Source organism: Clostridium sp., from assembly GCF_026168755.1.
GTDB lineage: Bacteria > Bacillota > Clostridia > Clostridiales > Clostridiaceae > Clostridium.
Genome location: NZ_JAPFDR010000040.1, coordinates 1 through 21,512, shown reverse-complemented (window position 1 = coordinate 21,512; position 21,512 = coordinate 1). Strand labels below are relative to the sequence as shown.

At 29.5% G+C, this 21,512-nt stretch carries 16 protein-coding genes; 2 read left to right on the top strand and 14 right to left on the bottom strand.

The genetic code is table 11. The features are described 5' to 3' along the window. Positions 1–312: 312 nt before the first annotated feature. The 6 genes from Q0Y03_RS12280 to Q0Y03_RS12255 all read right to left on the bottom strand — a co-directional run bounded on the left by Q0Y03_RS12280 (position 313) and on the right by Q0Y03_RS12255 (position 7,982). Positions 313–1,257, bottom strand: a complete 945-nt coding sequence (locus tag Q0Y03_RS12280; RefSeq protein WP_297714103.1) for an NADP-dependent oxidoreductase — start codon at positions 1,255–1,257, stop codon at positions 313–315. A 139-nt stretch (positions 1,258–1,396) separates the two neighbouring features. Further along, positions 1,397–2,251 carry a nitroreductase family protein gene (locus Q0Y03_RS12275; RefSeq protein ID WP_297714102.1) on the bottom strand — a complete coding sequence of 285 codons (855 nt, stop codon included), beginning with the start codon at positions 2,249–2,251 and terminating at the stop codon, positions 1,397–1,399. 29 nt (positions 2,252–2,280) lie between these two features. Next, the gene (locus tag Q0Y03_RS12270; RefSeq protein WP_297714101.1) at positions 2,281–2,703 is read right to left on the bottom strand and encodes an Rrf2 family transcriptional regulator; all 423 of its coding nucleotides are present in this window, start codon (positions 2,701–2,703) and stop codon (positions 2,281–2,283) included. 242 nt (positions 2,704–2,945) lie between these two features. Beyond that, complete coding sequence (locus tag Q0Y03_RS12265) at positions 2,946–5,162, bottom strand: alpha-galactosidase (RefSeq protein WP_297714100.1); 2,217 nt, start codon at positions 5,160–5,162, stop codon at positions 2,946–2,948. A 72-nt stretch (positions 5,163–5,234) separates the two neighbouring features. Beyond that, positions 5,235–6,614, bottom strand: coding sequence for a PTS transporter subunit EIIC (locus Q0Y03_RS12260; RefSeq protein ID WP_297714099.1), 1,380 nt, complete (start codon positions 6,612–6,614; stop codon positions 5,235–5,237). A gap of 15 nt (positions 6,615–6,629) precedes the next feature. Further along, positions 6,630–7,982 (bottom strand): sucrose-6-phosphate hydrolase, encoded by a 1,353-nt coding sequence (locus tag Q0Y03_RS12255; RefSeq protein WP_297714098.1) that lies wholly within the window; start codon positions 7,980–7,982, stop codon positions 6,630–6,632. 170 nt (positions 7,983–8,152) lie between these two features. Between Q0Y03_RS12255 and Q0Y03_RS12250 the strand changes: the two genes are divergently transcribed. Continuing rightward, positions 8,153–8,977, top strand: a complete 825-nt coding sequence (locus Q0Y03_RS12250; protein ID WP_297714097.1) for an AraC family transcriptional regulator — start codon at positions 8,153–8,155, stop codon at positions 8,975–8,977. A 245-nt stretch (positions 8,978–9,222) separates the two neighbouring features. On the opposite strand, the gene purD is transcribed toward Q0Y03_RS12250, so the two are convergent. The 8 genes from purD to Q0Y03_RS12210 form a co-directional block, all read right to left on the bottom strand. Further along, positions 9,223–10,461, bottom strand: coding sequence for a phosphoribosylamine--glycine ligase (gene purD / locus Q0Y03_RS12245; protein WP_297714096.1), 1,239 nt, complete (start codon positions 10,459–10,461; stop codon positions 9,223–9,225). A gap of 98 nt (positions 10,462–10,559) precedes the next feature. Next, positions 10,560–12,065 carry a bifunctional phosphoribosylaminoimidazolecarboxamide formyltransferase/IMP cyclohydrolase gene (purH, locus tag Q0Y03_RS12240; RefSeq protein ID WP_297714095.1) on the bottom strand — a complete coding sequence of 502 codons (1,506 nt, stop codon included), beginning with the start codon at positions 12,063–12,065 and terminating at the stop codon, positions 10,560–10,562. A gap of 13 nt (positions 12,066–12,078) precedes the next feature. Further along, on the bottom strand, positions 12,079–12,681 hold the full coding sequence (purN, locus tag Q0Y03_RS12235) for a phosphoribosylglycinamide formyltransferase (RefSeq protein ID WP_297714094.1): 603 nt from the start codon (positions 12,679–12,681) through the stop codon (positions 12,079–12,081). Beyond that, on the bottom strand, positions 12,669–13,670 hold the full coding sequence (gene purM, locus Q0Y03_RS12230) for a phosphoribosylformylglycinamidine cyclo-ligase (RefSeq protein ID WP_297714093.1): 1,002 nt from the start codon (positions 13,668–13,670) through the stop codon (positions 12,669–12,671). The genes purN and purM overlap by 13 nt, the downstream gene beginning before the upstream one ends. 9 nt (positions 13,671–13,679) lie before the next feature. Beyond that, entirely contained in the window at positions 13,680–15,095 is a 1,416-nt protein-coding gene (gene purF, locus Q0Y03_RS12225) for an amidophosphoribosyltransferase (protein ID WP_297714092.1), read from the bottom strand. 64 nt (positions 15,096–15,159) lie between these two features. Next, positions 15,160–15,864, bottom strand: coding sequence for a phosphoribosylaminoimidazolesuccinocarboxamide synthase (gene purC, locus Q0Y03_RS12220; RefSeq protein WP_297714091.1), 705 nt, complete (start codon positions 15,862–15,864; stop codon positions 15,160–15,162). Beyond that, the gene (gene purE, locus Q0Y03_RS12215; RefSeq protein ID WP_297714090.1) at positions 15,864–16,343 is read right to left on the bottom strand and encodes a 5-(carboxyamino)imidazole ribonucleotide mutase; all 480 of its coding nucleotides are present in this window, start codon (positions 16,341–16,343) and stop codon (positions 15,864–15,866) included. The genes purC and purE overlap by 1 nt, the downstream gene beginning before the upstream one ends. 155 nt (positions 16,344–16,498) lie before the next feature. Next, a complete protein-coding gene (locus tag Q0Y03_RS12210) occupies positions 16,499–20,245 on the bottom strand; it encodes a phosphoribosylformylglycinamidine synthase (protein WP_297714089.1) in 3,747 nt (1,248 codons plus the stop codon). A 399-nt stretch (positions 20,246–20,644) separates the two neighbouring features. Between Q0Y03_RS12210 and Q0Y03_RS12205 the strand changes: the two genes are divergently transcribed. Then, entirely contained in the window at positions 20,645–21,286 is a 642-nt protein-coding gene (locus tag Q0Y03_RS12205) for an undecaprenyl diphosphate synthase family protein (protein ID WP_297714088.1), read from the top strand. Positions 21,287–21,512 lie beyond the last annotated feature (226 nt).

The following is a 21,512-nucleotide window of genomic DNA, read 5'->3' as shown; positions in this document are numbered from 1 at the left end:
TCCATTATATGGATCCTCCTTTTGTCTATTAAATTGGGCTGCGAACCTTTTTTAATTATTGACAAAAGGAGTTTTTTTATATACTCACCGCTTAAGCTACTCTGAACATACCTGCAAAGCAGGTAGTATTCATTTATACAAGAAGAAGGAGTACCCTTTATAGATACTCCTTCTCCTCTTGAAGACTTTTTGCTCTTTTATTTAGCTCATCTTTTCTTTGCCCTATAGACTTATATAATTTTACTACATACATTAAGAGAATAAATCATATTAAAATATAGAAACAAAAAATTTTATGTGTAAATATCCTATTTAAAATTCAATAATTACTTTACCATTAGTCTTTCCATTAGCAACTAGTTTTAACGCTTCATTTGCTTCTTCAATAGTAAATATACGTGAATCTATTGAAGGCACAATATTATTTTCTTCAACAATTCGTGTAATTTCTTTTAATTGCTCTCCGTCAGCACGTACAAAAATAAAACGATATTCTTTTTCCTCTTTTTTGGCTAAATTATCATATTTTACTCCCGCAATTGAAAATAGTTTTCTCTTCCAAAATGGAAATCCATTTTTTTCAGCAAACTTTTTGTTTGGACCTGTACGCAAACTTAATAATCGACCACCTTTTTTTAAAATAGACAATTCCCTTTTAAACTCTTTAGGACCAAGAGTATCTATTACAAAATCAACTTCCTTGATAATCTCCCAATAATTATCTTTAGTATAGTCTAAATAATTGTCAACTCCCAACTTCATCATTCGCTCACGTGATCTTGAATTACCCGAAACAATAACACTAAGTCCCATCGATTTAGCTATAGGAATAGCCATTTGTCCAAAGCTTCCAGAACCACCTGGAATAAATACAGTTTGCCCTGCCTTTGCTTCTAATTCTTCATGTAATCCTTGATATGCAGTTAAACCTGTTAATGGGACAGCAACTGCTTCTTTAAAATCAAGATTTTTAGGCATATGGCTAATTGCATCAGCATCAACTGCTACATATTCAGCAAATGCTCCTATTTTATTTATAGGAAGACGAGAATATATTTTATCTCCTTTTTTAAACTTAGTAACATTTCCTCCAACTTCTTCTATTATTCCTGATAATTCATTTCCTAATGTCAATGGCATATTATAGTCTTGAATTAATTTTACACTTCCTGTGACAATTAAAATTTCTAATGGATTAACAGCCGCTGCTTTGACTCTTACTAAAACTTCATTATCATTAATTTTAGGAACAGGAATATCATTAATTTTTACATTTATTTCTTTTGAATATTTATTAATTTGTACAGCTTTAATATATTTTTCCTTTCTATCTTAAATCAACATATTAATTTTTTTCTAATTCTGGCATATCTTTTTATATTTCTTATTATATAATTTATTCTTTATTAGTATTATCCGGAATCCAAGATATTATATAATTTGTATTTTCAGTAATATAAATATTGTCTTGTGCTAATTTTTCAAATTTTCCATTTAATCCATTTTCTAATGTTGTTTGATGGAAATGACTTAAACCTATACCTAGGTCAACTTTCTTTATAAGCTTTTCTTCTTGTTTTGCATTAGCATTATGAGTTTCATAAAAATGATAAACTCCTTCTTTTTTTACAACTCTCCATGGTTGTGCATTAGTAGCTGAAGGAGCTAAACGAAGCATTTCTAATGAAATAGCATATTCATTAGCATCCTTCTCAGTTAAAGGAGTTGAAAAATCATCTTTAAAGAAAATATCCTTCCATGGTTTTCTCTGATCTGATTTCATAGTTTTACGCATAACTGATTCCCTTAAGCTTCTTTTAGTAGCTGGATATCCTACAGGAGAAATGGCTGGAAATAATTCATTTTCTTTAATACCCATAGCAGACATAAAGCTATCACGACTAAAAGTTGCTGCTAACCATACTGTCCCAAGTCCCATATGAGTTGCATATAAAATTAGGTTTTCAAACTCATATCCTGCCGCTTCAAGACCTAGTTCAATATTTTCTACCGATACTCCTAAGAAAGTAGTGGCTCCTTTAATAACTCCATAAGTTCCTAATTTTTCGCCTTTTGAATTTAAATCTTTTTCTATAATATGAAAATTTACTTTTACTCCAAATGGATTTGTTAAACTATCAGCATATGCCATAAGTTTTTCTTTATCTTGTATAGAAAGTTTTTTTTCTTCATATGATCTTACGCTATTACGTTTTTTTATAGTTTGTTGTACTGGAATATTTATTTTCATTTTTTACCTCCAAATAATTAATATTTTAATTAACTTTTATACTTAGCTATTAAATCTTCCAACGTGTATTTTGACATAATCTCTTTTATTCCTTCACGAACAGCATTGTAAGGCTCTTCTAAAACATCATATATTTTACAGCCAACTGGACATTCAGGAGATGGATTTTCATGTACTCCAATTAAGTTTTCTAATGATTTTGGATCAACTGCATTATATACATCAAAAATAGTAATTTCTGATGGATTCATCGCTAATTCTGCACCTGAACATCCTTGGCGAATCTTAATAATTCCTGCTTTTTTTAATGATCCAAATATATTACGAATAATAACAGGATTAGTTCCTGTACTATTTGCAATTATTTTACTTGTTACCTTAACTTTATCTGAAAACATTGCTATTGATATTAGAATGTGTATAGCTAGAGAACATTGTGTATTTATTTTCAAAATTTTTTCCTCCTGTATAATAATAATTAACTTGTAACAATAATCATTACAAGTTAATTATTATTATATCATACCATTATTTTATATACAATAAAATTAAAAATTATTAATTTTATAGTTAACTAGATTTTTAGAAATATATAACTTTAAGTTTATGTTGATTGATACACTTTTACTCTAAACTAAAAAAAGCCAACCATTAATATGGTTAGCTCTTATACTTCTATTTCCGAATATATATTTTAACTTTCTGCTTTTAATATATATATTCGTGATTTAAAGTCACCACCCTTTTCTTGAGAATCAGTATAAAAATTATCCGTTATATTTAATCCTATTGTCATTAATTCATCACCATAAGAAAAAGTTTCACTTTTATCTATTCTATATAAATAATCAGGATTTAGACCTTTTACTTTTAACTTTTTATAAGATGAATTTATTTCATTTAAAATTGCCATGTAGAACACTATTGCTATCTTTTTATCCTTTGATATTACTATCCAAGAAACATAGTTTCCTTCAAAAGGACTTAATAATCTATAAAAATCTCCAAACTGAATTAAATCTCTATATTCTTTCATAAATTTTATTTGTTCTTTTATCTGCTCTATTTCATCATTTGATAAACTTAAAATATCTAATTCATATCCAAATGTCCCAAAATAAGCTACATTTGCTCTTGTATTTAATGGGGTTGCTCTCATCATCTGATGATTAGGAATATCAGAAACATGTGTACCCATAGAACTTAAAGGATAAACTACACTAGTCCCAAATTGTATTTTACTTCTTTCGATCGCATCAGTATTATCACTTACCCATCCCTGAGGAGCATAATATAACATTCCTGGATCAAATCTTCCTCCTCCACTTGCACAAGATTCAAATAAAATATTAGGGAATTTTTTTGTTAATCTATTATAAAGCTCATAAACACCTAATATGTATTTATGATAGATAGTTCCCTGTTCATCAAAATCACTAATTTTTGAATAAACTTCACTAAGTGATCTATTCATATCCCATTTTATATAGTATACTTCTGAATCATTTAATATTTTTTCTATTTGTTTTTCTATTTCATCAATAACCTTAGGATTAGAAAAATCAAGTACATATTGATTTCTACCTTGTGAAGTATGTCTATTAGGCGTTTTTAATATATAATCTGGATTTTTTCTATAAAACTCACTATCCATATTAACCATCTCTGGTTCAATCCATAATCCAAATTTTAGCCCTATATCTTTAATCTTTCTACTTAATCCTATAATTCCACTTGGAAGTTTATCTTTGTTATCATACCAATCTCCAAGAGAACTTTTACTATTATTTCTTTTTCCAAACCATCCATCATCTAGCACAAATAACTCAATTCCAACTTCTTTTGCTTTTTTAGCTATTTGTAATAGTTTATCTTCATCAAAATCAAAATAAGTCGCTTCCCAATTATTAATTAAAATAGGTCTGATTTTATCTCTCCACATCCCTCTTGCTAATCTTGATCTATATATATCATGATAAACTTGACTCATTCCATTAATACCGTTATCACTATATACAATAACAACCTCTGGTGTTTGAAAACTTTCATTTAAATCTAATTTCCAGCTAAAATTTTGTGGATTAATTCCTAACATTACTCTAGATACATCATAAGTATCAACATCAACTTGTGCTAAGAAATTTCCTGAATAAACTAATGAAAATCCAATTATTTCTCCATTAAATTCAGTTGTTTCTTTACGCTTTAATGCAATAAAAGGATTATAATTATGTGAGCTATGTCCACGCAAACTATAAATAGAAGAAACTCCATGCTCTAAGCTTCTAAATTTAATATACCTTTCTCTAGCCCAAGCTCCTGTCAATTCACACATCTCATAATTACTATCCGGCATATCTATATTCATGCTCATAATTTTATTTATATAAATTTTATTTTTAAAGCCATTTTGTAAATTAGCACTTCTAGTTATTACAGGATAATCTTCATATATTGTATAAATTAAATTTAATTTGCAATCAATAATATCATCATATAACATAATCTCTAATGTAGTTGCCTCATCATCATTCTCTACATAAGTTGCAGGAAGTCCTTGTAACTTAGGCTTTCCTTTAGTTATTTTATGATTCAAATATTTAAAGTCTGAGATTCTACTTCCATTCTCTTGTAATATTTCTATGGCTGGTGACCTCATATCACCTGTCCCATATGATGGATATTCTTGTCTAATATGTTCTAAGCTAAAAGTTTTATCTCCATCATATTGCCATACATTCATCATTCTAGGATAAAAATCTAATAAATGATCGAAGCTTATTCTATCCTTTATCTTTTTTCCATAATAGATATTTCCTAAGTGTCCATTTCTTAAAACTTTAAATATATAACTTATTTGATTATTATAAATATGAAACGTATTTGATTCGTTATGAAATATAATTGGCATACCTAATTTCTCCTTCTATTCTAAAAGCCTTATACTCTTAATAATAAGAATGTAAGGCTTTCAATTTTATTTTTATTTTTTTGGCTCATCAATCCCTAACATATATGTTAATCCAAAAGCTATTGCAAATGTGATTACTCCAACCAATATATATAATGGCAACTGATTGTTTAAGTATAATAACATACCAGGAATTCCTGTTAAAGACATTCCATTAGCTTTTAATCCTAAAATAGAAGCTAGGCACCCACCAATACCACCTGCTATCATTGACATTATAAACGGTTTTACTAATCTTAATGTTACACCAAATACTGCTGGTTCTGTAATCCCTAATAGTGCTGATATAAATGATGGATATGCTATCTGCTTCATCTTTACATCTTTATATTTCATGGCTACAGCTAAAACAGCTCCTGCTTGAGCTATATTTCCACAACTTCCAATAGGATTTAATAAATTCCATCCATCAATAGCTAACATATTTATTTCTAATAAGTTAAGTATATGGTGTATTCCAAATATACCCAATAGTTGTCCGAAGCATCCATATAAAAATCCACCAATTCCTAAAGGTAATGTTAGAATTGTTTCAACTACTATTAGAATATAACTTTCTACATAATGAAAAGTTGGTCCTATTATAAATAAAGCAAGTGTTATACTAACTAAAAGAGTTAAAAACGGTACAAATATTAAATTAAGTGAATCTGGTATGTACTTTTTTAAGAATTTTTCAAAATTAGCTCCCACAATACCAGTAATAAAAGCTGGAAGAACTGATCCTTGATATCCTACAACATTAATAAATCCAAAGTATTTTAATGGTTCTGCTGAACCTGAGGCAACATCATAAGCATTAGGTAAATTATTACTAACTAACATTAGCCCTATAACTATACCTATAACTGGATTTCCACCAAAAGTTTTAAAAGTTGACCAACATACTAATGCTGGAAGGAATGTAAATGCTGTATCTGTTAAAATCTGAGTAAAAGTTATAAAAGAAGAAGGGATACTTGTATTTGTTAATCCAAAAATGGCTAAAACTTTATCTTGCATAATTAATCCACGTAATCCCATAAATAATCCTGTAGCAACTAAGACAGGTATTATTGGTACAAATATATCTCCAAAAACTCTTATTGCTCTTTGAAACTTATTTCCGCTCATTTTTGCTTCATTAAGTGATATCTTATTTTCTTCACCTACAACTTTAATAAATTCATCATAAACCTTATCTACAAGGCCTGTCCCAAAAATAATTTGATATTGTCCTGAGTTAAAAAAACTACCTTTTACTTTATCAATATTTTCAACAGCATCTTTATTTAATTTATCTTTATCAAACACTATAATTCTTAATCTAGTGGCACAATGTGCAACTGATTTAACATTTTCTTTTCCACCAATATTTTTTAAAATTTCTTCTACAATACTCTTATTATCCATTTATGAGTACCCCCTCTATAATTTTAACTGATAAAATTTTATTCTTACATTATCATCACATTTAATATTAATATCGTTATAATCAGTATCACAAAAATAACGAAGTGTGCAAACATATTTCCCATCATTTATAAATAATTCAAAGCTAGATTCCTCTAAAAAAAGTTGCATATTTTTTAAATTTTCTTCTAGATTAATAATACTTTCTTGTATTTTGTGAGTACTCCAATTATATCTTTTTATAGATATTAAATTTAAAACTACATCATATTTAACTTCAATAATATTCCCTCTCATTTTAAAGGTGAAATCTTCTTTCATAACTTCTGGGAAATCAAATAAAAACTCTAATTGAAAATTTGAAAATACATTTGATTCATTATTATTCCATATTTCTTCATTTCCTCTAAGTTTTTTTAACTCTTCTACTGGACTTTGATATAGAGTATTATTTTTATATGTTAATACCCTTGGAATACTTAAAGAATGTACATATCCAAATTTTCTAGTTGGTAAAGCTTCTTCTTCTTCTTCGGTCATTCCAGCCATCCACCCATAAACTATAACCCTACCATTTTTATCAGTAAACGTTTGTGGAGAGTGAAAATTGAATCCATAATCTATCTTATGAAAACAATCATTACTTTTAAACTCTTCTTTATCCTCTAAAAAATGGCCCTTAAAATATCCACACTTTCCAATAACTTTATTTTCGAATCTTTTTTGAGGTGAACATAACAAGATATCCCCTTCATCAAACCTTAAAATATCTGGACATTCGCACATATTATCTAAATCATCATTTTTTAATATTGTTTTACAATACTCCCATTTATTAAGATCATATGATTTACATAAAACTACTGCACCTTCAAGCTTTTCTGTTTGAGCTCCTATTACCATCCACCAATTATTTTTTCCTTTAAATACCTTAGGATCACGAAAATGTTCACTATATCCTGGTGGCGTCTCAAAAATTACTCCCTTTTTCTCAAATATTCTTCCATCAGAACTTTCTGCTTTACATTGATAACTTTTTCTTTCACCTAACTCATTCTTTACATTTCCAGTATAAAATATATTTATTTTATCATCATGCTCTATCGCACTTCCTGAATAGACTCCATTTTTATCAAAATACATATCTGGTAATAAGGCTACTGACATATCAGTCCAATTTACCATATCTTTTGATTTAAAATATCCCCAACATTTATAACTATGATTTGTTTCAAATTTATTCCATTGATAAAACACATAATATTCATCTTTATAATTAATAAGTCCATTTGGATCATTTAATAATCCAAACTTTGGAGTTAAATGGTACATCATTGAATATTTATCTATTTTTTTGTCATTTTTCAAATATAAAACCTCCTTAACAATAATCATCAAGTGTAATTGTTTACTTCATATAAATAATAGCATTCTATTAACCTATAAAATATGACTTTTTTTAACTTTAATATGGTATTTTCTAATATTTAGTATTATTATAATAAATATTATCATTTTATAATTAAGGAGGTATCATTATGCTTAAACAATACATAAATACATTTACAAATAATAATTCAAATAATAATTCTGACTTAATTTTATATGGTTGTGGCATTGAACAGTGTATTAATGGATATGGATATGGTCCTAGAGCTAGAGAATATCATATGATACATTTTATATTAAAAGGTGAAGGTTTTATAAATATTAATGGAATACATAAAAAAGTTAAATCAGGGCAAGCATTTGTAATACCTGCTAATCAAGTATCGTATTATAAAGCAAGTGAAAAAAAACCTTGGTTGTATATGTGGATATCTTTTACTGGATTAAACTCTGATTTATATATTAAATTAATATTAGAATCATCAAAAAATACATATGTAATTGATGATTTTGATATTAAATTTATAGAGGTAGAAATAAATAAGATTTTATCATTACAAATGCAAGGATTACCTGCTTTTTTAGAAACCAACGCTTCCTTACTTCATGTAATGGCTAATCTACTCTCTTCTAAAAATATAAAATATACACCAGAAAACACCAATAACTATGCTATAGAAATACGTAATTATATTGATAATAATTATGATCTAGATATAAGGATAGGTAATATTGCTAAAATGTATGGATTTCATCCAAATTATTTATGCTTTTTATTTAAAAAAGAATTTCACATATCTCCAAAAAAATATTTAACAAACTTAAGAATTAAAAGAGCTTGTAATCTATTAAAAAATACTGATTACTCAATTAATATAATTGCAAATTCCGTAGGTTTTCAAGATCAATTAAAATTTTCAAAGACTTTTCATAATTTAATTGGAATGTCTCCTAGTAAATATAGAAGTTCTTGATTAAAACAGTATCATTAATTAGATAATAACAATATTCGCAAATTAAAATATAAAAGTAGATAGATTTTTTTATTATACAAATCTATCTACTAACCATTTTAAAAAATAATTTTATTAAATTTAACTTTAATTGTTAATGCTATAAACCTCATTTATTTATGGTACGGTTCATTTTACATTATTCTAAATCTATAAAGACACCATCAGCAATTCTGCCAGATAATCTCTTTACTTTCATAATATTCTTATATATCTCTTCTAAAATACTTCCCTTCAAAATTAACCATTTCAGTTAACTTATAAGCTTCTTCCCTAGCTTCCTCAACAGTTCTACCTCTGCCAACAACAGATAACACTCTTCCTCCACTAGTTTTTAAAACTCCATCAACCAATTGAGCTCCAGCTAAGAACACCTTATCCTTAATACTTTCATCAATAGTTATTTCAAATCCCTTTTCAAAAGTTCCTGGATATCCTTTAGAAGCTAAAACTACATTAACACAAGCTCCATCATACCACTTAACTTCAACTTCATGCAATCTACTATCTAAAGCTGCTTCAACTAAATCAACTAAATCGCTTTCCATTAAAGTTAAAACAGATTGAGTTTCAGGATCACCCATTCTTACATTATATTCTAATAAATAAGTACCTTTTTTAGTTATCATAAGACCAAAGAATATAATTCCCTTAAAATCAAAGCCTTCTTCTTGAATTCCCCTTAAAGTATTAGCCACTATATTTTCTTCAAAATCTTTCATTAATTCTTCAGTGACAAATGGATTTGGTGCTAAAACTCCCATACCTCCAGTATTTGGTCCTTTATCTCCATCAAATATTTGCTTATGATCTTTTCCTGATATAAATGGTATTAAAGTCTTACCATCAGTAATTGAAAGAATTGAAGCTTCTACACCTTCAAGGAATTCTTCAATAACAACCTTTTGTCCTGCTCCCTTGAAGATATCAGAAATCATAAAATCATCAACTGTTTTCATAGCTTCTTCTTTAGTTGCTGCAATTACAACACCTTTACCAGCAGCTAATCCATCAGCTTTAATAACTATTGGATATTCACAGTTTTCTAAATAAGCTTTAGCTTCTTCACATTTTGTAAAAGTTCCATATTGAGCAGTTTTAACTCCATACTTATTCATAAAATCCTTAGAAAAAGCTTTACTTCCTTCTAATTTGGCACCAGCTGCATCTGGCCCAAAGCATCTAAGACCTGCTGCCTTAAACTTATCTGTTATCCCTTTTGTTAGTGGATCTTCTGGTCCAACAAAAGTTAAACCTATATTATTTTCTTTTGCAAATACTACTAATTCATCTATATCAGTGATATTAACATTTTCACATTTATTTTCAATTGCAGTTCCACCATTACCAGGTGCTACAAATATCTTACTAACCTTTTCACTCTTAGCTAATTTCCAAGCAATAGCATGCTCTCTTCCACCAGAACCAACTAATAATATTTTCATAATATTAAAAAACCTCTCTTATAATAACAAAATACTTCCAAATAATGTATTGACCCCGGAGGTGCTTCCATATTTTTCATTGACCTCCGAGGTAACTACTAGTGTTTAAAGTGACGAACTCCTGTGAATACCATAGCAATTCCATGTTCATTACAAGCATCAATTGATTCTTGGTCTCTCATTGAACCACCAGGTTGAATTATTGCTTTAATTCCATATTTAGAACATTCATCAACTATATCTCTAAATGGGAAGAATGCATCTGAAGCTAGTATAGTAGCTCCTTCTCCTCTTCTTAAAGCATCCATTGTTGGCCAAATTCTATTAACTTGTCCACCACCAATTCCTACAGCAACACCATCTTTAACTGTAACTATAGCATTTGATTTAACATATTTAACTACCTTCATACCAAATACTAAATCTCTCATTTCAGCTTCAGTTGGAGCCTTTTCTGTAACAACCTTTAATTCATCTAAAAGCTTAGTATCTTCTTCTTGAACTAAAACTCCTCCATCAACAGTTACCATGAATTTCTTATCACATGGCTTAACGTTACACTTAATAACTCTTAAGTTCTTCTTAGTTCTTAAAACTTCTAAAGCCTCTTCATCAAAATCTGGAGCTGCAACTACTTCTAAGAATATTTTAACCATTTCTTCAGCAGTAGCTTTATCAATCTTCTTATTAATAGCAACTATTCCACCAAATATTGAAGTTGGATCTACATCGTGTGCTTTAGTGTAAGCTTCTACAGCAGTCTCACCTATTGCAACACCACATGGAGTATTATGTTTTAATGCACAGCAAGCTGTTTCTTCAAATTCATTAGCAACTTTCCATGCTATATCTAAGTCCTTAATATTGTTATAAGAAAGCTCTTTACCATTTAATATTTCAAAATCATTCATACCACCGTCAAATTCATTTGAAACATAGTATGCAGCACTTTGATGTGGATTTTCACCATATCTTAAGCTTTGCTTCTTCTTGTATGAAATTGAAAGATATTCTGGATATTCTTCTTCATCACCTAACATAAAGTTAGAAATTGCTGCATCATAAGCACTCATTAAATTAAATACCTTACCAGCTAATTTCTTTCTCAGCTTATAGCTAACATCTCCAGTTTCTTTAATTTCATCCATTACAGCTTGGTAATCAGAAGCTTCACTTATAACAACAACATCTTGGAAGTTCTTAGCTGCTGCTCTAAGCATTGTTGGCCCACCAATATCTATAAATTCAACTTTTTCTTCAAAGCTTAGATCTTCTCTTACTTTTTCAAAGAAAGGATATAAATTAACTATAACCATATCTATAGTTTCAATATTTCTTTCTTTTATAGTATTCATATGTTCTTCATTATCTCTTATAGCAAGTATTCCTGCATGAATAATTGGATGAAGAGTTTTAACTCTTCCATCTAGCATTTCTGGAAAATTAGTAACTTCATTAACTTCTGTTACTGCAACTCCATTTTCTTTTAAGTGCTTATAAGTACCTCCAGTTGAAATAACCTCAACACCATTTTCTGCTAAAAATTTTGAAAAATCTAAAATTCCAGTCTTATCAAATACACTAATTAATGCTCTTTTAATCATGTAAAAATCCTCCCTATTTTAAAATATTTACTCTGCCGTCTATAATATCAATTTTACCCCTACTTATTAAATCAATTGCTTTAGATAATAACTTATGCTCTTCTACTAATACTCTCTTTTGAATATCTTCTGCAGTATCTTCAAAATATACTGGAACTACTTCTTGAAGTATTATTGCCCCACCATCTACTTCTTCATTTACAAAGTGAACTGTACATCCAGTAAACCTAACCCCTGAAGCTCTTACTGCATTATGTACATGCATTCCATACATTTTATCTCCACAAAAACTTGGTATAAGTGAAGGATGAATATTTATTATTCTATCTTTAAACTCTTTTAATATTTCCCCATCTAATATTGAAAGATAACCAGCTAAAACTATTAAATCAACTTTGCCCCTAGTTAATTCTAATATCTTATTAGAAGTTTCATTTCCATACTCTTTTCTTGAAACAACATATGTAGGAACTCCAGCATTTTTAGCTCTTTCTAAACCATAAATACCTTCTTTACTTCCAATAACCATTTCAACTTTAAAAGTCTCTTGTCCATAATCTAAGATTGATTGGAGGTTTGACCCTCCACCAGATACAAGTACTGCTACTTTAAGCAAACTCCTTCACCTCCAGCTGTTACAACACCAATTTCATAAGCCTTTTCACCTAATTCAATAAGCTCTTTAATAACAGCATCAACATCTTTTTCATCAACACATAATACAAAACCAATCCCCATATTGAATGTATTATACATATGATCTCTATTTACACCTTTATTAATCATATCTTCAAATATTGCTGGTGATGGATAACTATCTTTGTTTATTTCTGCAGTTAATTCTGAACCATTAAACATTCTTGGAACATTTTCAATAAATCCTCCACCAGTTATATGAGACATACCTTTAATATCAAACTTTTCAATTAAACTTAATATTGGTTTAACATATATCTTAGTTGGAGTAATTAATGTCTTCCAAACCTCTTCTCCATTAAACTCTTCATTTAAATCTGTATATAATTTTCTAACTAAAGAAAATCCATTTGAATGTACCCCTGAAGAAGCAATACCAATTAACTTATCTCCTGGTTTAATATTTTTTCCGTTTATTATTTTATCTTTATCTACAATACCTACTGCAAATCCTGCAATATCATATTCTCCCTCTTTATAGAAGCCTGGCATCTCAGCTGTTTCTCCACCAACTAAAGCACAACCTGACATAACACAACCATCAGAAACACCTTTAACTAAATCAGCAGCAACTTCTGCTTCAAGCTTTCCACAAGCTATATAATCTAAGAAAAATAATGGCTTTGCTCCATGACATAAAATATCATTTACACACATAGCTACACAGTCAATACCAACTGTATCATATTTCTTAGTTTTAAATGCTAATTCAAGCTTAGTTCCAACACCATCTGTACCAGAAACTAAAACCGGCTTCTTATATCCTTCTGGTAATTCAACCATTCCAGCAAAGCTTCCAAGACCATTTAAAACATATTCACTCATTGTTCTTTGTGCATATTCCTTTATAAGCTTTACTGACTTATAACCTTCTTCTATATTAACTCCAGCATCTTTATAAGTTATCATTTAAATTACCTACCTTTCCGTTTCTATTGGTGTTGCAACTGGATATACTCCATTAAAACATCCTACACAATAACCTTGATCTGCATTAAAGCATTTGTACATACCATCCATAGATAAATATCCTAAAGTATCACAACCTATTATTTCTCTCATTTCTTCTATAGAATGGTTCGCTCCTATAAGATCTTTTCTATAAGGAGTATCAATTCCAAAATAACATGGATACTGAACTACTGGTGATGCTACTAAGAAATGGACTTCCTTAGCTCCTGCTCTTCTTAATGACTCTACTAAGTGCTTTGAAGTAGTTCCCCTTACTATAGAATCATCTATAAGAATAACTCTCTTATCCTTAATGTTTACCTTTAGAGGATTTAACTTAACTGCTACAGCTCTTTCCCTTACTTCTTGAGAAGGTGTAATAAATGTTCTTCCTACGTATCTATTTTTTACAAATCCAGTATCATAAGGAACTCCTGATGCTTTAGCATATCCTATTGCTGCTGGTATACCTGAGTCTGGAACAGCAACAACTACATCTGCTTCTATTGGGAATTCTTTATATAATTGTTCTCCAGCTCTTACTCTTGATTCATGAACATCTAATCCATCTATAATAGAATCAGGTCTAGCAAAATATATATATTCAAAAGCACAAGTTTGGCATTGAGTATTTTCAGAATATCTATATGAATTTATTCTACTTTCATCAATTACTATAATTTCACCTGGTTCAATATCTCTAACTAATTCTGCACCGATTGCATCTAAAGCACAACTTTCAGAAGTTAAAATATACCCTTCTTCAATTTTTCCTAAGCAAAGAGGTCTAATTCCATGTGGGTCCCTTACACCTATAAGTTTATTTTCAGTTAAAATAACCATTGCAAATGATCCTCTAACAGCTTGAATAGCATCTAACACTGCTTTTTCAACACCCTTTTTAGCACCTCTTGCAATTAAATTAGCAATTACTTCTGAATCTATTGATGTATGAAATACATGTCCTCCATCCTCTAATAACTCTCTAATAACATCTGCATTAACTAAAGTTCCATTGTGTGCCATAGCTATTGGCCCTAACTTTGTTTTACTTAGTAATGGCTGTGCATTTTCAATTCTAGTATCTCCACTTGTTGAATATCTAACATGTCCAATTGCTGTAAAACCTTTTAAAGAATTTATATCTTCTTGAGAAAATGCTTCTGTAATAAGCCCCATTCCTTTTTTTATATTTATCTCTTCACCATTAGCAACAGCTATACCTGCACTTTCTTGTCCTCTATGTTGAAGTGCATATAAACCATAGTAAGTTATAGATGCTACATCTATTTCTCTATTAGAATAAACACCAAATACTCCACATTCATCTTTAAATTTATCATTACTTGGATCCATTATTATATTGTCTAACTTTGGATTCATACTTTATAACCCCCACCAAATTAGTTTTGAGTTAGCAGTCTAGGATAAAACTCTTAACTTCTAACTATTCTTTAATTCTCTTTAATATTTCAACATAAGCATCTTTAACATTACCAAGATCTCTTCTGAATCTATCCTTGTCTAACTTTTCTCCTGTTGTTTCATCCCAGAATCTACATGTATCTGGTGAAATTTCATCTGCTAAAACTATATCTCCGTTAAATCTACCGAACTCTAACTTAAAGTCTATTAATCTAATGTTAGATTTTAAGAACATCTCCTTTAAAATATCGTTAATTTTTGCTGTTAAAGCATAAATCTTTTCTAATTCTTCAAAAGTTGTAGCTCCAATACCAACTGCATGGTAATCATTTATTAATGGATCTCCTAGAGAATCATCCTTGTATGATAATTCAAATACTGTAGTTTTAAGTTCAGTTCCTTCTTCTAATCCTAATCTCTTAGCCATAGAACCTGCTGCAACATTTCTTACTATTACTTCTAGAGGTACTATTTCAACCTTTTTACATAATTGTTCTCTATCATTTAATTTTTCAATAAAGTGTGTTGGAACGCCTTTATTGTTTAACATTTCAAATAACATTGACGTAATTGCATTGTTTAAAACACCTTTATCCTCGATTTGCCCTTTCTTTTCTCCATTAAAAGCAGTTGCATCATCTTTGTAATAAACTATTACTTCATCAGCCTTATCTGTAGCATATATTTTCTTTGCTTTACCTTCGTACATCATTTCTAATTTTTCCATTATAAATCCACTCCTTCACCATTTTCAGCTATAAATTTTTCTTTCATATTTTTTCTATATTCAACTAATTTAGCTTTTAATTCTTTATCATTTACTGAAAGCATTTGCACTGCAAGCATTCCAGCATTATAAGCATTATTTATTCCAACTGTTGCAACTGGAATAGATTTTGGCATTTGAACTATTGAAAATAATGCATCTAATCCTTCAATTGCTCCTTTACATGGAACTCCTATAACTGGCATTGTTGTTTGAGAAGCTATTACCCCTGGTAAGTGTGCTGCAAGCCCTGCACCTGCAATTACAACTTCACATCCTTGTGCTTCACATTCTCTTAAAGTTTCTTCTAACTTTTCTGGAACTCTATGAGCAGATAAAACAAATGCTTTATACTCAACCCCAAATTCCCTTAAGCAATTAGCTGCCCCTCTCATTATTTCTGTATCTGACTTAGATCCAAAAAATATTGCTACTTTCATTTTAAAACCACCCTTTCTTTAGTTGCAAGTGACGAGTGGAGAGTGATAAATTAATGTCAAAACACCTTAAGGTATTTCATAAAATATATATTTTCTAAATTCAGCACTCACTTAATTTATTCTTTAACTTGCCACTGTTCACTTGAAACTTGTCACTATTTAAAGTATTTTACTCCTGATTCGAAAATCTTTTGATCAAAGTTTCCTGGTACATTCTTATAAAGGTTATCTCCAATTCTTTCAGAGTGTCCCATTTTACCAAGAACTCTACCATCTGGACTTGTTATACCTTCTATTCCTAGCATTGATCCATTTGGATTAAATGGCATATCTAATGCTATATTTCCTTTATTATCAACGTATTGAGTTGCTACTTGTCCATTTTCTATTAATTGTTTTAATAGCTTTTCTGGAGCAACAAATCTTCCTTCTCCATGTGAAATTGCTACATTGTGTATATCTCCTAGTTCAACTCCACTAAACCATGGTGATTTTTTAGAAACAATCTTAGTTTTAATTATTGAACTCATATGTCTATTAATTTCGTTATAAGTTAATGTAGCCATCTCTTCTTCAATATCAACTATTTCACCATAAGGAACTAATCCTAATTTAATTAATGCCTGGAAGCCATTACAAATACCTAACATTAATCCATCTCTATTCTTTAATAAATCCATAACAGCATCTTTAATTCTTTCATTTCTAAATACTGTTGAAATAAATTTACCTGATCCATCTGGTTCATCTCCTGCAGAGAATCCACCTGGCAACATTATTATTTGACTTTCTCTAATTTGCTTTTCTAGGTTTTCAATTGATTCTACAAAAGCATCATTAGAGTAATTTCTAAATACTAAAGTTTCTATTTCAGCCCCAGCATTTCTAAATACTCTTTCACAATCATATTCACAGTTTGTTCCTGGGAATACTGGAATTATTACTTTAGGTTTAGCAACCTTTATAATAGGTGATTTAATATTTGATTCATTATATAAAACTTCTTTTACAGTTTCATTTTTATCAGTAGTTTCAATCTTAAATACTTTTGATAACTTTTCTTCATAAGCTTCTTCTAAATCATTTAGGTTTAAATCTAAATCATACTCTTCTGAAACTATTACTTCATCTTTAACTGTGCATCCTATTGCCTTGTAAGCGCATCCTTCAAACTCTACATCTACATTTACATCCTGCTTTACTTCTAAAACTAAACTTCCATAGTTTAAACCAAAAAGCTCTTCCTTAGTTAGATTATAGAATTTAACCCCAATTTTATTTCCGAAAGCCATCTTAGAAAGTGTCTCTGCAACTCCACCAAACTTAACTGATGATGCTGATATTACTTTTCCTTCTAAAATAAGCTCATGTAACTTCTCTAAATTCTTTTTATATTGCTCTACCTTTAATGTATAATCTTCATTTCTTTCAGCCATTAAAAATACTAGCTTTGAACCTACTTCCTTAAGCTCTGCTGAAATTATATTTTTTGCTTTTTCAACTCCAACTGCAAAAGCCACTAATGTTGGAGGAACATCTAAACTGCCAAAGCTTCCAGACATTGAGTCTTTACCACCAATTGCTGCTATACCTAAATCTATTTGGGCTTGGTATGCTCCTAGTAATGCAGCAAATGGTTTACCCCATCTTTCTGGATTCTTACCTAGTTTTTCAAAATATTCTTGAAGAGTTAATCTTGCTTTCCTGTAATCTCCGCCAACAGCTGCAAGTTTTGTTACTGCTTCAATTATTGAATAATATGCCATATGGTATGGACTCCAAACTCCTAAGTCTGGATTAAATCCATAACTCATTATTGTTGCTTCTTTACTTACTCCATCTAATACAGGAATTTTAGCAACCATTGCTTCTTGTTCTGTTGCTGAGTCTTTACCACCATAGGGCATAAGAACTGTTCCTCCACCTATTGTTGAGTCAAATCTTTCAACTAATCCTTTTTGTGATGCCACATTTAATTTCTTTAAGTTACTTATCCACTCTTCTTTAACATTTACTTCTCCAACAGCTAAAGGATATTCACCTGGTAATTTAACTTCTACATTAGTTACTTGTCTTGCTCCATTTGTATCTAAGAAGCTTCTCTTCAAGTTAACTATTTCCTTACCTCTCCAATACATTCTTAGTCTTTCTGTATTAGTAACTTCTGCAACAACAACAGCTTCTAAATTTTCTAGTTTAGATAGTTCTATAAATCTATCTACATTTTCTTTATTAACTACTACTGCCATTCTTTCTTGTGATTCAGAAATTGCAATTTCAGTTCCATCTAAGCCTTCATACTTTTTAGGAACCTTATCTAAATTAATATCTAATCCTCTAGTTAATTCTCCAATTGCAACTGAAACTCCACCAGCTCCAAAGTCATTACATCTTTTAATCATCTTAGCAACTTCAGAGTTTCTAAATAATCTTTGTATTTTTCTTTCTGTTGGCGCATTTCCCTTTTGAACTTCAGCTCCACATTGATTTATTGAATCTTCAGTATGTTCCTTTGATGAACCTGTAGCTCCGCCAACACCATCTCTACCAGTTCTTCCTCCAAGAAGGATTACTATATCACCGGCTTTTGGCTCTTCTCTTACTACATTTTCCTTTGGTGCTGCTGCTATAACTGCACCAACTTCCATTCTTTTTGCTACATAATTTGGATGATAAACTTCTGAAACTTGTCCAGTTGCTAAACCTATTTGATTTCCATATGAACTATATCCATGTGCTGCTCCTAATGTAATAGTTCTTTGTGGCAATTTCCCTTTAACTGTATCTTCAACAGGTACTGTTGGATCTGCTGCACCAGTAACTCTCATTGCTTGATATACATATGTTCTACCTGAAAGTGGATCTCTTATAGCTCCTCCTAAACAAGTTGCTGCTCCACCGAAAGGTTCAATTTCAGTAGGGTGATTGTGTGTTTCATTTTTAAACATCACTAAGTATTCTTCATTGCCCTTATCTGTTTCTATGTTAACTTTTATTGAACAAGCATTTATTTCTTCAGAAATATCTAAATCATCTAACATTCCTCTTTTTCTCATTTCTTTCATAGTAATAACTGCTATGTCCATTAATGTTTCGTCTCTATTAGTTTCTCCATAAACGAAGTCTCTTGATTGTAAGTATGCTTCATATGATTTTTGTGATGCATTATTTAATTGCCCTATTTCAAAAGTTACATCTTCAATTGCAGTACTGAATGTTGTATGTCTACAGTGATCTGACCAATAAGTATCTATTACCTTTATTTCAGTAATAGTTGGTATTCTATCTTCATCTTTAAAATAATCTTTTATCATTAATAAATCATCCACACTCATTGCAAGTCCCAATTCTTTATGGAATTCTTCTATTTGCCTTCTATCTTTACCAACAAAATCATGAAGCACTTCTACATCGTTAGGTTCTGATAGTTTTGAAGAAAGTTCAATATTATCTATTTCTATTTCTCTAGAATCTACTGGATTTATATAATATCCTTTAATTTTTTCTATATCTTCTTTGCTTAAATCACCTTTTAAAACTATTACCTTGGCTGATTTAACTTCTACTCGTTCTTCAGCTCCTAATAACCCTATACATTCAGAAGCTGAATCAGCTCTTTGATCATACTGACCAGGTAAAAACTCAACTGCAAATGCAATCTCATCTTCATCAACTGGAAGAGTTCCCTCATATAAATTATCTACTGTCTTTTCAGCAAATATTGTATATAACGAGTTCTTATAGTAATCTTCTGCTATTTCACCTAATATATATTTATTTATAACTCTTACTTCTTTAAGATTATTTATTCTAAGATTGCTTTTAAAGTCTTCCATAAGACTTTTAGCCTCAACATTGAAACCTTCCTTTTTTTCAACAAAAATGCATTTAAACCCTAACATAATCTACCTCCATAACTCCACCAATAAAACACGAACATTTTTGTATTTTTTATATATATTTTTCGTATTAATTAAATTTTACCAATCCTTTTTCTTCCTGTCAACATTCTTTGTTTATTTTTTATAATTATTCGTTACATATAACGAATATTATTTAAATTAATAAATTTTATATTCGATTAATTTCGACTTTTCATATTTATTTTCCTATTATTGTATTTTTTTAAAATAATTTTATTATTCCCCAATCTACTTTTAATATTTGATTAAATTGTTATATTAAGAAAACAATATATTATTTTCTATTTAAAGTATTAATAAAAAGAAAATTAGTAATACTATAAATAAATTGTATTATTTATCTGTTTTACTAACTTTATAAATTAAGGAGTGAATCAAATGAGACTTCCTAATCATATTGGAATAATTCCAGATGGAAATAGGCGCTGGGCTGAAAATAACGGCCTAACTAAAGAAAAAGGTTATAACTTAGGAATAAATCCTGGTTTATTATTATTTAAACTTTGTCAAAAATTAGGTATTAAAGAAATTACCTATTACGGCTTTACAACAGATAATACTAAAAGACCAGCTAATCAAAAAGAAGCATTTACACAAGCTTGTATAGATGCTGTAAAATTACTTTCTCATGAAGATGCCGAGTTATTAGTTATTGGGAATACAGAGTCACCATGCTTTCCCCCAGAATTATTACCCTTTACTAAAAGAAAAACATTTGGTAAAGGTGGAATAAAAGTAAATTTCTTAGTAAACTACGGATGGGAATGGGATTTAAATTTATCAAGAAAAACAAATAATAAAAGAAAAAATTTAGATTTAGCTTTACAATCAAAAGATATATCTAGAATAGATTTAATAATACGTTGGGGGGGAAGAAGAAGATTAAGTGGTTTTTTACCAATACAATCTGTTTACTCAGATTTTTATGTAGTTAATGATTATTGGCCCGATTTTAAACCTCAGCATGTTTATGATGCATTAGAATGGTACGCAACCCAAGATATAACATTAGGTGGCTAAAATTTCATCTAATAATATTACTTTTAATAAAATTATAATTTATAATCACATTAATAAAAGAAGAGATTGTATCAAAATTTATAATGGGAGAGTAGATAGATTTGTGTAAAAAACAAATCTATCTACTCTTTTTTTGTATGATTAGTTGGTAGATTTGGAATAATATACTATATAAATTTTAGGAGGATTTTCTATGGGAAGAAAAAATGATATCAACTTTGATTAC